The sequence below is a fragment of the Pseudoduganella sp. GW821-FHT05F09 genome, assembly GCF_059419605.1.
This window is the reverse complement of sequence record NZ_JBWKSD010000007.1, coordinates 156,700-169,241: the sequence shown is the minus strand read 5'-3', so window position 1 is coordinate 169,241 and position 12,542 is coordinate 156,700. Positions and strand designations below refer to the sequence as shown.

The window sequence follows — 12,542 nt, the reverse complement described above, 5'->3', positions numbered from 1 at the left end:
GGCTTAGTCTCGGTTCGGGGTGGCGATGGATTCGGAGTCGGCCGCCGCTTGCGCTTCGGCTTCGGCGGCGATGGCGGCGTTTTCAGCGGCGGCGGAGGCGGCCGCTTCGGCCAGCGCGGCGCGCGGAATGTGCACCACCTGCGCAGGCGCGCGCTTGAACACCTCGGCCAGTGCGCCGTTGACGATGCGCTCTTTCAGCAGGTCGGTGTCCATCAGCAGGTCCAGCAGCGGGCCTTCGACGATGATGTCGCCGCGGCGCTCGATGAAGCCCAGCTTGCCCAGGATGCCCAGGTTCATGTCCATGCGGGTCTTCTTGCCCAGCTTGTCGCCGAAGTCGGCCAGCAGGGCCTTGTACGGGATGCCGATGGAGGTGTCCTCGGCGCGCGGCAGCGGCTTGTCGATGCCGAACATGTCGTTCTGGTCGTCCTCCGCGTGGGTGTGGGTTTCCTGGCGTTCGCGCTTGGGCAGGATGATCTGCGCCCACAGCACCACCAGCAAAGCCACGCCGTCGCGCGCCAGGCCGAAATTATTGTTCTGCCATACGTCGCGCGCGCCGAAAATCTTCGGCTCGATGGTGCGCGACAGGGCCAGGGTCACATGGTCGGCATACACGTTGTCGAGCAGCTTCATGCCGCAGTTGGCCAGGCGCAGGTCCACTTCGGCGCGGAACAGTTCGTCCGACAGCACGCGTTTTACCAGGCGGTCGTCGCGGCGCAGCGTCTGGTGCGTCAGCAGGCGCGCGATCAGGATCTGGGAATCGTCATTCATCTTGGGTTCCCGAGTTTGGTTCCAGGTTCAAATCAAGGTTCAGCGCCAGCGAGGCGATACTCATGGCGGCCACTTCCTGGTCCGCCAGCTGCACCATGTCGTCGGTGGGGTTGAAAGAGATAGGCAGGCGCGCCAGGTCGCCGGTGGCGCCTTGCAGGCTGGCCTCGGAAGGGTCGCCCAGCAGCGGCAGCATGGAGGCGCGGTAGGACGCCACGGCGAAGCTGGCCGGCAGCAGCGATTCATGCACCGGCACCGATTTGGGCGCGTCGCCGGACGCGCCGGCCAGCTTGGTGATGGCGGCGAAGTCCGACAGGCGATCCAGCCAGTCGTCCAGCTCCTTCTGCATGGGGGGACCGTCGTTGACGGTGGTCGGCGCGTCCTGCCCGCTCGGCAGGCCGCCGGGCGCGGCTTGCGCGCGGTCGGTCAGCAATTCAGTTTCAGCCACGTCTATCATTTCTGCAGGGGTAATAAACAGCGGCACCACGGGCTGGTCGATCGCATCCTCGGCCAGCTGTGCCAGGTCTTCGTGCGCCAGCAGCCAGCGCTTGATGTCGGTGGTGGACAGGCCGGACTGGCCCAGGTGCACCCGCTGCCGTTCTATCTGGTTCAGCGCGCGCGAGAACATGCCCTGCATGTTCAGCAGCGCGCTCTGGGCGCGGCCGATGGCCTGCGCCGCGCGGTGCGTGGCCGCGTCGGCCCGCTCGTCGGAGGTGATGGCGCGCAGGATCTCGGAGCCCTTCTCCACCCAGTCGCAGGCCATATGCCATTTGTCCTGCGAGGCGCGCAGGCGGAATTCGGAACCGGAGGCGATGGCGTCGCGGAATTCCTCGGTCAGGTCCACCAGGCGGCCCAGCAGATGCTGCAGCTGCTCCACGGTGACGCCGCCCACGGCCTGGGCGCCGGCCACCTGGGATAGCAGGAAGCCCATTTCGGCTTCGTCTTCGTTCTGGTTCAGGTTCAGCAGGCTGTCGATGGCCGACAGCACATTGCGCGCCATGGGCGTGACGCGGTAGACCGCGTTCTGCGCGTCCCAGGCCAGCAGCTGGTTGGTGCGCAAGCGCATCAGCACCGTTTCCAGGCTTTCCGGCAGCAGATAGGCCAGGCGCGTGTTGATGTCGGCCCGCGAAAAGGTCGACGAAGCGGTGTCCGAGGCCAGTTCGCGCAATACCAGCAGGCGCACGGCCACGCCCTCAAAGCCGCCGTGGAACAGGGCCGTGAAGACTTGCAGCAGGGGCTGGGCGCGCTTCAGGTGGTAGACCTGCTCGATCTCGTCCACCGCGATGTGCGGCTGGAAGTGCGCCTGCAGGGCGTCCTGCGTCGCTTGCGTCTGCTGTTCGATGGGGTTCGCGTCTGCGGCCAGGGCCGCATTTGCCATTATGTCTATCATTCTGCTCCGAGTTGCCATTTTGTACACGCCGCGCAGGCAATGCTCGCGGGGGGCGTCAGTATAGCAGTTCGCCGGACCCGTCCAAGCTACTTGCGGATCACCTTGTCGAGCAGCTGGTCCACGGTGTCGCCGTCGTCGTCGAAGCGGATGCGCACCGGATACCAGTCGAGCGAGGGCGCCAGCCACAGGTCCACCTGCTGGCCCTGATCACTCCTGGGCGGGGACTTGGTGAAATGCACCGCCTCCACTTCGCCCACGCCGGTCTGCACCGGCTCGTGGCGCACCACCTTGAACACCCAGGGCTCGGCGTCGCGCCGGCCGGCCACGAAGAAGGCCCACTCGGAACCGGGCGTAAACTTGTCCGGCGCACTGCGGGCGATGGCGGCCAGCTGCCACGGCGCGCTGGTGCGGTCCTGCTCGCCGCCCTTGATGGGGTAGCTTTCCTCGCCCTTGCTGAAGGTGATGGTCCTGGCGTCGCGCTTGAAGGTGGCCGTGGTGGGCTCCTTGCGGAAGCGCTTTTCATTGAAGCTGGACGGCGCCAGGCCGTAGCTGTCCACCGCGCCTTCGCTGCGGCTGTCCAGGATCTTGCCGAAAATGCCAGCATGGCTTTCGGTGGCGATGCTGTACTTGCCGTCCCCCTGGCGCCACTGCACGGTGGCGTCGCCATTGATGGACAGGCCTTTCTGGCGCGCCTTGATGGTGTAGACCAGGTCCGCCGGCGGCGGCAGGCTGAAGGCACGTTTGATGCTGGGATGGCTGGGCTGCTCGGCGGCGGCCTGCGCGGCCGCCTGGGGTGCGGCTGCGGAAGTTGCCGCAGCCACGGCGGCTGCAAGGGTGATGCTTAGTGCGGTATGGCGCATATTTACTTTCCGGCGTTGCCGCTCAGGGTGATCTTGGTAATGGTCTGCGTGGTCAGCGCGCCATTCGCTTCGGTATTCCGTATCTGCACCGGGAACCAGTTCATGCCCGGCGCCAGCCACACGTCCAGCCGCGCCGAATAGGAGCCCGGCTTGGGCGGGCGCGCCAGGTGCCAGGTGACGATGCGGCCCAGCTGCGTGTCCAGCTCCTCTTCGCCCACCAGCAGGAAGCGGTAGATGCTGGCGTCCTTCTCGTCGCCCACCAGGATGTCGATGTCGCCGCCAAACTGGTTCACGTCGGCCCGGCCGATGGCGCCCAGCTGGAAGGGCACCGTGGCCTTGTCCTGCGCGCCGGCCATCAGCGGGTAGCTGCGCTCGTTCACCGAAAAGGTGATGCGGCCGTCGCCGCGCGCGAAATGCGTGGCGGTCTGCGCGCGGCCGCGCCGTTTCTCGGTGAACCTGAGCGGTGCGATGCCGGCGTCGTCGATCTCGCCTTCGCTGCCCAGCACCAGCAGATTCACGCGCGTCACCAGCATGCTGATGCCCGCTTCCATGCCCACTTTGTACTTGCTGCCGTCGGTCTGCCAGGACATATGGGCCACGCCGCTCCACTTGGTGCCGTTGGCGTCGGTGCGCTTGAGCTCCATCTCGAATTCGGCCGACGGCGGCAGGTCCACCTTGTAGCGTCGGGTGGACAGCGGCGCGGGCGGCGGTTCGGCGGCCTGCTTGTCGGCGCTGCCCGGCGCGGCGTCCGGCGGCGATTGTACGGCAGCCTGCGCGGCAGCGGCGCCCGGCTGCACCGGCTCGGGCGGCGCGGCCAGCGCTTCCAGTCCGGCCAGCGGATCGGACAGCGCGCCGGAAGCCGGCGCCGGCTCGGCCACGGCGGACGGCTGCGGCATGGGGGCGGGACGGGGCGCGGGACGGGCTTGCGGCGCCTTGGGCGCGGCCTGATCCAGCTGTTTGACTTCCGGCGGCGGCTCGCTGGACGCGCTGCGCTTGGGCAGCGCCAAGCGCAGCTGCGCCTGCATGACGGACGGCGCGGGCCGGACGGCTGTGCTCTGCTGCGGGCCGAGGCGCGCGCCCAGCCAGTCTATCGTCACGAAGTGCAGGACAGCGGTGGCCGCGCACAGGGCGAGTACGCGGCGGCGCCGGGAAAGAAAGGAAACTATCGTCATGGCGATAGTTTAACGCTTGTCAAGCCTGCTCCGCTGACAGGCCCTGGCAAATCTGCTACGCTGGCTCACCATTCCTATAGGAGACCTGCCATGCCCATGCCTCAAATGCCCAACATTCCAGGCGCCGCCGTCATGACGGACACGCTCGATTTCGTCAAGAACCTGTGGGGCAGCATGGGCGTGGTGCCGGGGATTGCCGCGCCTACGCTGTCGGTGGATGAACTGGACAAAAAAATCAACGACTTGCGCGCGGTGGAAGCGTGGCTGAACCTCAACTCGAGCATGGTGCGCGGCAGTATCCAGGCGCTGGAAGTGCAGCGCAACACCATCGCCACGCTCAAGTCCATGGGCAAGACCCTGGCGGACGCGGTGCAGCAACAGCAGCCCGCGCCGGGCAAGGAGAAGTCGCTGTTCGAGTCGATCCCGTATGCGTCGGCGTTCTTCCAGCATGCGGCGGACGCGCTGGCGCCGGGCGCGCCGGGGCCGGCGCCGGCCGCCGCCAAAGCGCCCGCAACGGAGGCGCCCACGCCGGCGCCTGCGCCTGCGGCCAAGGCGGAGCCGGCTGCCGTGCCGCCGGTGTCGGACGCTGAGGCGGCGGCGGCCGCAGCGGCGCCCATGGTGAACGCGGCGGCGTGGTGGAATTTGCTGCAGGACCAGTTCAAGCAGGCGGTGACCACCGCCATGACCACCGACGTGGTCAGCGGCGCGGCGGCGCGCGCAACTGAAGCGGCCGGCAAGTTCGCGGCGGCGGCGGGCAAGCCTGCGGCCAAGGCGGACAAGGGGAATTTGCCGGAGGCGCAGGGTAAGGCCGAGGCCAAAAAGGATGGCGGCAAGAATGGCGCCGCGCCAGCGGCGGCGCGCAAGGCGCCGGCCAAAAAAGCCGGCGCGAAGGCGGGCAAGGAATAAGGCCGCTGGCGGCGCGCGGCGGGTTACGGTCAAGGCCTGGCCTTGACCTAACCCGCCCTACGCGGTACGCGGTAAGCGGTACGCGAAACGCCCTATCGGGACGTGTTGACTTCGGCCTGGCCGCGCGCGCCGGTGGGCTTCAGGTATTTGTCGAGGAATTCCAGCATCCTGGCGTTGGCCACGAGCTGGTTTTTCTTCTTGCTGAAGCCGTGGCCTTCATCGTCGAACACCACGTATTCCACCGGCACCTTGTTGCCCTTCACCGCCTCCACGATCTCGTCGCTTTCAGGCTTGATGACGCGCGGGTCGTTCTTGCCCTGGATGACCATCAGCGGACGGCGGATCTCCTTGGCGTGGAACAGCGGCGAGGTCGCCACCAGGAAGTCCTTGTCCTTCACCGGGTCGCCTATCTCCTGGTACAGCGCCTTGCGCTGCGATTCCCAGTACGGCGGGATCGACTCCAGCGTGCGCACCCAGTTGCTCACGCCGAAGATGTCGATGCCCACCTTGAAGGCCTCCGGCCGGAACGCCAGCGCCGCCAGCGTCATGTAGCCGCCGTAGCTGCCGCCCATTATGCCGATGCGGTCCGGGTCGATATTGCCCAGGCTGGCCAGATAGGTCTTCGCTTCCACGCAATCCCACAGCGGCTCGCGGCCGTGCTTGCCGTCGTCGGCGGTGTTGAAGGTCTTGCCGTAGCCCGAGCTGCCGCGGTTGTTAATGCCCAGCACCGCGTAGCCGTGGTTGGCCAGGTACTGCATCAGCGCGCTGTAGCCGCGCCGGGTCTGGCCGCCGGGGCCGCCGTGCACAAAGATCACCGCCGGCGCCTTCGCGCCGGGCGCCAGGCCTTTCGGCTTGTAGTAGATGGACGGGATCACCATGCCGTCGAAGGACTTGAAGCGCACCACTTCCGCTTCCACCAGGTCGTTCGGGTCGATCTCCTTGTTCAGGCTTTGCGTCAGCTGCGTGGTCTTCTTCGTCTTCAGGTCATACACGAACAGATTGCTCGGCGCGCGGTCGCCGTTCAGATAGAAGGCCATCAGCTTGCCGCTCGGCGAGAAGGTCACGCCGCGCATTTCGCCGCCGGGCAGCTTGGGCAGGGCCACCGGCTTTTCGTCCGGGCCCTCCACCACGCGCACGGTCTGGCTGCCGTCGTTGTCGACCACCGTGGTGCGGAAGCGGCCGTCCAGCGAATAGCCGGAACCGAACACGTCCCAGTCCGCTTTCTCGTGCAGCGCCACCGCGCCGGTGGCCAGGTCGTAGGTGCGCAGCGTGTTGAACTCGCCGCCTTCATTGGAGGTGAAGAACAGGCGCTTGGACGCCGGGTCGAAGGTGGCGGCGCTGTAGCTGGCCGTGCCCTGGTGCGGCGTGATGTGCTTCAGTTCGCCCTTGCTCAGGTCGTACAGATAAATGTCGCTGTCGGACGTGGTGTTCGGTTTTTCCAGCGCAATCCAGCGCTCGTCGCGGCTGATGCGGTCCGGCGTCATGCCGTTCTCGTTCTTGTACAGCAGCGTGCGCGCATAGGTCTTGGCGTCGTAGCGGTACAGGTCGAAGTACTTGGGATCGCGCTCGTTGCTCAGCACATAGAAGGCGCCGCCGTCGGCCGACCAGCCGGCAAAGCTGGCTTTCAGCTTGTCGCCCGGCGTGAGGTCTTTCTCGCTGCCGTCCAGCTCGCGCACGAACAGGTGGTTCTGCTCGTTGCCGCCCTTGTCGCGCGTGAACAGGAAGCGGTCGTCGGTGCGGAAATAGCCCACCGCGTAGGTGCTGTCGGTGGTGGATTGGGTCAGCGCCACCGGCTTGCCGCCGCCCACGGGCTGCGTGTAGACGTTGGGCAGGCCGCTCTCGTTGCTGGTGAACAGAATGTTCTTTTCGTCACGGCTGAAGGACGCGCCCGAAATGGACGTGGTGGCCATGAACTGTTCTATCGTGTATTGCTTGGGGACGTGCTGCGGGGACTTGGACGCCGCCAGCGCGCCAGGGAGGGCATGTAACATCAGCGCCAGCACGGTGAGACGCGCGGCAGTTTTCATACGACGCATGTTCGCTCCTGTCTAGATGGCCTGCCGTCACGATGACGGCAGGTCAGCCAGTGTTGCAAGAACGAACTACGTTGTCAAACAAATAAATGCCAGCGGCGGCTCAGCCCAGGCGCTGGATGCGGATGGCGTCGATCAGGCCGCCCACTTCGCGTTGTATTTTTACAATCTGTATCAGGCCTTCCTCGGCCAGCAGCTTGGCGCCTTCATGCGCCGACTGGAAGGACTCCAGCGTGTCGCCCTTGGCGGCTACCGGCCGTACCCACGCAGCAGCGCCAACTTTCATTTTGTCGTAAACCTCTTTAGTGATGTCGCGCATAGGCTCTCTCCTTGTTGTGTTTTAGTGTAATCATTGAAGTGCCGGGAAACAAGTTGATGAATACTCAACTACTCGTCGCCCTCCTCCGGCTGGGTTTCTGTTTCGGTGTCGGCTTCGGCCTCCGCCGCGGCATGGCGCGACGGCATCAGCATGGCCAGCTGCTCGATCAGCTGCGCGAAGCGCTGCTGGCCGGGGGCGATGCGGTCCACGTGCATCAGCACGTCGTTGGCCTCGTCCATCAGTGCCTGGGTGTAGCCGTTCTGCTGCATGTGCGAGATCAGTATCTGCGCCGAATTGAACAGGATGCGCATATTGTTCGGCAGCGCGGCGCGCGCGGTGCGCATCCACTCCACGGCCTCGGCCAGCTTGCCGGTTTTCCACAGCAGCACGCCCTTGTTCATCATGTCCGCCGCTTCCTTGCGGGAAGCCTGGATCAGGTCGGCGCCCTCTTCGCTCATGCGCGCCTTGTCGAAGATCTTCTGCACGTCCTCCAGCAGCAGCTGGTTGTCGTGGTTGTTGCGGATCACGTAGCACAGCAGCTCCACCGGCGCGTCCTTCACGCCGACGGCGAACAGCAGCGTCGCCATCTCGATGCAGGTGTCCGTGTCCGGGCGCTCGGGGTCTTCGTTGAGCATGGTCTCGAGCTCGTCGCCGGACTTGCGCGCGCGGCGGTAGTCGCCGCTCTCGTGGTAGACCAGGCCCTCGGTGATCTTGGCGCGCAGCGCCACCTGGTCGCCGCTGAACTCGCGCTGCGCGGTGGCCAGCACCTGCAGCGCTTCCTTGGGGTCGTTCTTCTGGCCGCACACGCGCGCCAGGCCGAAATAGGCGTCCACCGTCTTGAGCACCGAATACTCGCCGATGGCGATGCACTTGCGGAAGGCGCGCTCGGCCAGCGGGATATTGCCCAGCTTGAGCGCCGCATTGCCCAGGTTGCGCTGGCGCGGCACCGAGTTGGGCGACAGCTTGGCCGCCTTCTCCAGCACGTCGCAGGACTCCTCCACCTTGCCCATCAGCTGGTAGGCCGTGGCGAGCTGGTCGTAGGCGTCGATGTAGAAGCGGTTCTCGGCGATCACGCCCTGGAACATCTGGCGCGCCGCTTCGTGGTCGCCGTTGCTCATGCGGATTTTCGCCAGGCCGGTGCGCGCCCAGTTGTAGTCGCGCTCCTCCAGCACCAGGTCGTACACCACGCGCGCCTTCTCCGGCTCGCCGGCCTTGAGCAGCAGCTGCGCCTTCATGCGCAGCAGGTCGATCTCGTGCAGCTTGTTGTGCACGATCTGCTCGTCGCACAGGCGGGCCGCGCGCAGGTAGTCCTTTTCCACAAAGGCCTGGTCGATTTCGCGGAAGATCTGCTTCTTCTGCCACACGCGGTTCAAGCGCGTCAGCAGCACGCCCTCGGTGATGGGCTTGATGATGTAGGCGTCCGGCTGGTGCTCGGCCGCGCCCATGACGGACTCCACGCTTTTCTCGGCCGACACCATCAGCCACACGCTGGACGGCGTCATCAGGTTGCGGATGCGCACCTCCTCCAGCACCTGCTGGCCGTTCTTGCCCTCGCCCAGGTTGAAGTCGCACAGCACCACGTCGTAATGGGTCTTGGCCAGCATGATCATGGCCTCGCCGCCGCTGGCGGCCTGGTCGATGTGCTTGGCGCCGAGGTTGCGCAGCGACTCGCGCAGCAGCTGGCGGATGCCGACGAAATCGTCGACGATCAGGTAATGCTTGTCGGTCCAGTCGATGGCGGCGATGGCGGCCGTGACGGTGTCGGGCATGGCCGGGGCGACGGTGGGAAATGACATCGGACCTCCGCTCAAGGCAAACGCAGCACGAAGCAGCCGCCGCCCAGGGTGGCGTCGCCCGGCGCGCCATTCTCCAGCTGCACGCTGCCGCCGCGCTGGCGGTGCTTGTGCATCTTGGCCACTTCGCACGCGAAGTACAGGCCCAGGCCGCTGCTGTTGGTGAGGAAGTTCACGCCGCTGGTGTTGCCGCTCATGGCCGAGGCGCCGGCGTCGATCAGCGCCTGCGGGAAGCCGCTGCCGTTGTCCTCCACGCGCAGCTCCAGGTAGCCGTCGCGCTCGGCGATGGCGAGGCGGATGGTGTCGCTGGTGTAGCGCACCGCGTTGTTGATGGCGTGCGCCAGCATGCCGATCACCAGGTCTTCATCGAAAGTCCAGATCAGGCCGGGCGGGAAATCAATCTGCAGCGTGATGCGCTTGGACGCCAGCAGCACCTTGGCCTGCGAGCTCACCTGCTGCACCAGTTCGGCCACCTGCTGCGGGCGCGGATCGAAGGGATAGGACGGCTTGCCCACTTCCTTGTACAGCGCCAGCAGCTGCATCAGGTTGTCGTTCAGGCGCTTGGTCTGGTACAGCATCTGGGCCAGGCTGGGATAAGCGGGATGGTTCGCGTCGTTCTCGTCGGCGCCGCCCAGCAAACTCTCCAGCGTGCCGCTCAGGACGCTGATCGAATTCTTCATGTCATGGGCGGTTGAAGCCAGGAACAGGAACAGCTCGGGCGAGCCCGCTTGATCTTCCATAGATGAGGCCTCCACGCGGCAATTATTTCTGAATAGCGATTATACCCGCCCGCCACGCCGGGCTTTGAGCATAAAGCGCGCGGGGTCCAGGGCGGCGGCCAGGGCGGCCTCCAGCGGCAGCGGTTCGTGCTCCAGCTGCGCGGCCAGCAGCTCGGCCGCCAGCGGCGCCCAGATCAGGCCGCGCGAGGCATAGCCCAGCAGGCCATACAGCCCGGCGTGGCGGGGCACGTCGCGCAGGCGCTCGGGGCGCCCGGGGGCGCCGTAGTCCGGCAAGGGGCCGGCCAGCGGCAGCCGGTCCGGCGCCATGCAGCGGAAGCCGACCCGGCCCGCCAGCGGCGGATCGTGGGCCAGCACGCCGGGCAGGATGTCGCGTGCGCGAGACAGATTTTCCTGCTGGCTAGCGTGGCGCAAGACGCTGTCCGTGTCGCCATCATAGGTGGCGCCCACGCTGACGACGCCCTGCACCGGCGGCGTCATATAGGCCTCGCGGCACACCACCAGCGGCAGATGGGGGAAATCCTGCTCCTGCAAATGGGTGACCTGGCCGCGCATGGTGTACAGCGGCAGCTCGGCCGTCTGCGCGATGGCGAGCGCGCCGGCGCCGTTGGCGAGGATGACGTGCGGCGCCTCGGCCAGCAGCTTGCCGCCCGCAGCGCGGACCTGCCACTGCCCGTCCGCGCGCTCCAGCCGCAGCGCCTCGGCGTTGAAGACGCGGGTCAGGCGCGCGCCGCAAGCGGCAAGCATGGCGCGGCAGATGGAGGCCGGATTGGCCCAGCCGCCCTGGCTGAACAGCCAGCCGCCGTCCGGCGTGGGCGCGCCCAGCAAGGCGCCGGCCTCCTGCGCATCCACCCAGCGCACGAACTCGCGCGGATAGTTCCAGGCCGCCGCCACCTCCTTCTGCAGCAGCGCATGTTCCGCATCGCGCGCCAGTTGCAGCACGCCGCACTGGGCGCCGGTGATGGCCGCAGCCGGGTCAGCGGCGCCCGGTGCGGTGGCGGCGGGCAGGCGCGCCTCCGGATCCAGGCCACCGAGGCGCTGCCAATGGCGCATGGCGTACAAATAGGCCGCGCGGCTCAGGCGAGTTGGAATATTGTCGTCCTTCGACAGCAGCGGCATGAAAATGCCCGCGCGGTTGCCGGAAGCTTCCTGTGCCGGCGCCTGGTGGCGTTCGACCAGCGTCACCTGCCAGCCGCGCGCCGCCAGCCGTTCGCAAGCGGCCGCCCCCGCCACGCCCGCGCCTATCACCACCGCCTGCCGCACCGGCTCCGCCGCCCGCGGCGCCTGCGGCTTCCTGCTCGTAAAGACCGCCTGCACCCCCATCACCCCGCCGCCCGTCCCAACAGACTCAGCCGCATTAACAGACTCAGCCGCATTAATGGGGTCTGACCCCGAATGCGGCTGAGGTTGCCACTCGAAGCCGACGGCGCGCTGCGCCTTGGTCGCCGCATTATTGATGTCTGCCGCATGCGCACCCGTACCAACGGACTCAGCCGCATTAATGGGGTCTGCATTAATGGGGTCTGACCCCGAATGCGGCTGAGGTTGCCACTCGAAGCCGGCGGAGCGCAGCGCTTTGAGGGCGGCATCGTCGGCGCCGAGCAGTGTCAGCGTGGCGCCGGGCAGGGCGAGCTTGGCGAGCGCGCGCATGGGGGCGATGGGTGCGGGCAGGTGGAAGGCGTCGACGCGCGCTTCGATCTGCGGCAGCGTGGCTTCCAGCTCGCCCACCGCCAGGTCGAGCACCACCCGCCCTTGGTGGAATTCGAGCCGGTGGAGGCCGGGGACGTTGACCGGCCAGCCGCCGCGCAGCTCGGCGGCGATGTCCTGCGCCGCCGGCAGCGCGGGGAGCAGCGCGATGTAGTGCAGCGCCTGCCCCCGCGCCGCCTGCATGGCAGCGAGGAAGTGTTCGCCCGCGCCAAAGCCGGTGGCAAGCAGCACGCGGCGCGGCCCACGCCGCGCGGTCAGGACAGTCGGCATGCGGCGTGCCGGAAACAGGCCTGGTCGTGGTCGTTGACCATGCCGATGCCTTGCATATAGGCGTAAATAATGGTCGAGCCGACGAACTTGAAGCCGCGCTTGACCAGGTCCTTCGAGATGCGGTCCGACAGCTCGGTCTTGGCTGGCCGGTCGCCCTGCTTCAGCACGACGTTGACGATGGGCTTGCCGCCCACGTAGTCCCACAGCAGCCGGTCCAGGCTGCCGCCCTCGTCCACCAGCCGCAAATAGGCCTGCGCGTTGCTGATGGCCGCCGCCACTTTGAGCTTGTTGCGCACGATGCCGGGATTGGCCAGCAGCTCGGCCACCTTGTCCGGGCCGTAGGCGGCGATCTTGCGCGCGTCCCATTGGTCGAAGGCGGCGCGGTAGTTGTCGCGCTTGTTCAGTATGGTTTCCCAGCTCAGCCCCGCCTGCGCGCCTTCCAGGTTCAGCATCTCGAACAGGCGCAGTTCGTCGTGGCAGGGCAGGCCCCACTCTTCGTCGTGGTAGGCGATGTATTTGGGATTGGCGGGATTGGCCCAGCTGCAGCGGTGTAGGTTCATGGGCGCAGTTTACATTAAGATATCCGCTTC

General features: G+C 66.9%; 11 protein-coding genes. 1 reads left to right on the top strand and 10 read right to left on the bottom strand.

The features are described 5' to 3' along the window. Positions 1-3: 3 nt before the first annotated feature. The 4 genes from AC07S4_RS22520 to AC07S4_RS22505 form a co-directional block, all read right to left on the bottom strand. Entirely contained in the window at positions 4-768 is a 765-nt protein-coding gene (locus tag AC07S4_RS22520) for a hypothetical protein (protein WP_494988741.1), read from the bottom strand. Then, entirely contained in the window at positions 761-2,143 is a 1,383-nt protein-coding gene (locus tag AC07S4_RS22515) for a hypothetical protein (RefSeq protein WP_494988740.1), read from the bottom strand. Before AC07S4_RS22515 ends, AC07S4_RS22520 begins: the two co-directional genes overlap by 8 nt. 98 nt (positions 2,144-2,241) lie before the next feature. Further along, positions 2,242-3,015 (bottom strand): DUF3108 domain-containing protein, encoded by a 774-nt coding sequence (locus AC07S4_RS22510; RefSeq protein ID WP_494988739.1) that lies wholly within the window; start codon positions 3,013-3,015, stop codon positions 2,242-2,244. Between the two features lie 2 nt (positions 3,016-3,017). Further along, a complete protein-coding gene (locus AC07S4_RS22505; protein ID WP_494988738.1) occupies positions 3,018-4,187 on the bottom strand; it encodes a DUF3108 domain-containing protein in 1,170 nt (389 codons plus the stop codon). A 90-nt stretch (positions 4,188-4,277) separates the two neighbouring features. Here AC07S4_RS22505 and AC07S4_RS22500 point away from each other — a divergent pair, with 90 nt between their 5' ends. Continuing rightward, positions 4,278-5,093: a PhaM family polyhydroxyalkanoate granule multifunctional regulatory protein gene (locus AC07S4_RS22500; protein ID WP_494988737.1), complete on the top strand. Its 816-nt coding sequence runs from the start codon at positions 4,278-4,280 to the stop codon at positions 5,091-5,093. A 92-nt stretch (positions 5,094-5,185) separates the two neighbouring features. On the opposite strand, the gene AC07S4_RS22495 is transcribed toward AC07S4_RS22500, so the two are convergent. From AC07S4_RS22495 to AC07S4_RS22470, 6 genes are all read right to left on the bottom strand, one after another. Further along, positions 5,186-7,129: an alpha/beta hydrolase family protein gene (locus AC07S4_RS22495; RefSeq protein ID WP_494988736.1), complete on the bottom strand. Its 1,944-nt coding sequence runs from the start codon at positions 7,127-7,129 to the stop codon at positions 5,186-5,188. Between the two features lie 100 nt (positions 7,130-7,229). Then, entirely contained in the window at positions 7,230-7,445 is a 216-nt protein-coding gene (locus tag AC07S4_RS22490) for a hypothetical protein (protein ID WP_161075342.1), read from the bottom strand. A gap of 68 nt (positions 7,446-7,513) precedes the next feature. After that, positions 7,514-9,241 carry a response regulator gene (locus tag AC07S4_RS22485; RefSeq protein WP_494988735.1) on the bottom strand — a complete coding sequence of 576 codons (1,728 nt, stop codon included), beginning with the start codon at positions 9,239-9,241 and terminating at the stop codon, positions 7,514-7,516. 11 nt (positions 9,242-9,252) lie between these two features. Continuing rightward, positions 9,253-9,978, bottom strand: a complete 726-nt coding sequence (locus AC07S4_RS22480; protein WP_494988734.1) for a sensor histidine kinase — start codon at positions 9,976-9,978, stop codon at positions 9,253-9,255. A 39-nt stretch (positions 9,979-10,017) separates the two neighbouring features. Continuing rightward, the gene (gene mnmC1, locus AC07S4_RS22475; RefSeq protein WP_494988733.1) at positions 10,018-11,952 is read right to left on the bottom strand and encodes an FAD-dependent 5-carboxymethylaminomethyl-2-thiouridine(34) oxidoreductase MnmC1; all 1,935 of its coding nucleotides are present in this window, start codon (positions 11,950-11,952) and stop codon (positions 10,018-10,020) included. Next, the gene (locus tag AC07S4_RS22470) at positions 11,937-12,512 is read right to left on the bottom strand and encodes a DNA-3-methyladenine glycosylase I (RefSeq protein ID WP_494988732.1); all 576 of its coding nucleotides are present in this window, start codon (positions 12,510-12,512) and stop codon (positions 11,937-11,939) included. The genes mnmC1 and AC07S4_RS22470 overlap by 16 nt, the downstream gene beginning before the upstream one ends. Positions 12,513-12,542: the final 30 nt, after the last annotated feature.

Bases quoted from the DNA above. Each gene is read 5' to 3' on its own strand.
- AC07S4_RS22520 (WP_494988741.1), bottom strand. From the start codon at position 768: ATGAATGACGATTCCCAGATCCTGATCGCGCGCCTGCTGACGCACCAG.
- AC07S4_RS22515 (WP_494988740.1), bottom strand. From the start codon at position 2,143: ATGGCAAATGCGGCCCTGGCCGCAGACGCGAACCCCATCGAACAGCAG.
- AC07S4_RS22510 (WP_494988739.1), bottom strand. From the start codon at position 3,015: ATGCGCCATACCGCACTAAGCATCACCCTTGCAGCCGCCGTGGCTGCG.
- AC07S4_RS22505 (WP_494988738.1), bottom strand. From the start codon at position 4,187: ATGACGATAGTTTCCTTTCTTTCCCGGCGCCGCCGCGTACTCGCCCTG.
- AC07S4_RS22500 (WP_494988737.1), top strand. From the start codon at position 4,278: ATGCCCATGCCTCAAATGCCCAACATTCCAGGCGCCGCCGTCATGACG.
- AC07S4_RS22495 (WP_494988736.1), bottom strand. From the start codon at position 7,129: ATGCGTCGTATGAAAACTGCCGCGCGTCTCACCGTGCTGGCGCTGATG.
- AC07S4_RS22490 (WP_161075342.1), bottom strand. From the start codon at position 7,445: ATGCGCGACATCACTAAAGAGGTTTACGACAAAATGAAAGTTGGCGCT.
- AC07S4_RS22485 (WP_494988735.1), bottom strand. From the start codon at position 9,241: ATGTCATTTCCCACCGTCGCCCCGGCCATGCCCGACACCGTCACGGCC.
- AC07S4_RS22480 (WP_494988734.1), bottom strand. From the start codon at position 9,978: ATGGAAGATCAAGCGGGCTCGCCCGAGCTGTTCCTGTTCCTGGCTTCA.
- mnmC1 (WP_494988733.1), bottom strand. From the start codon at position 11,952: ATGCCGACTGTCCTGACCGCGCGGCGTGGGCCGCGCCGCGTGCTGCTT.
- AC07S4_RS22470 (WP_494988732.1), bottom strand. From the start codon at position 12,512: ATGAACCTACACCGCTGCAGCTGGGCCAATCCCGCCAATCCCAAATAC.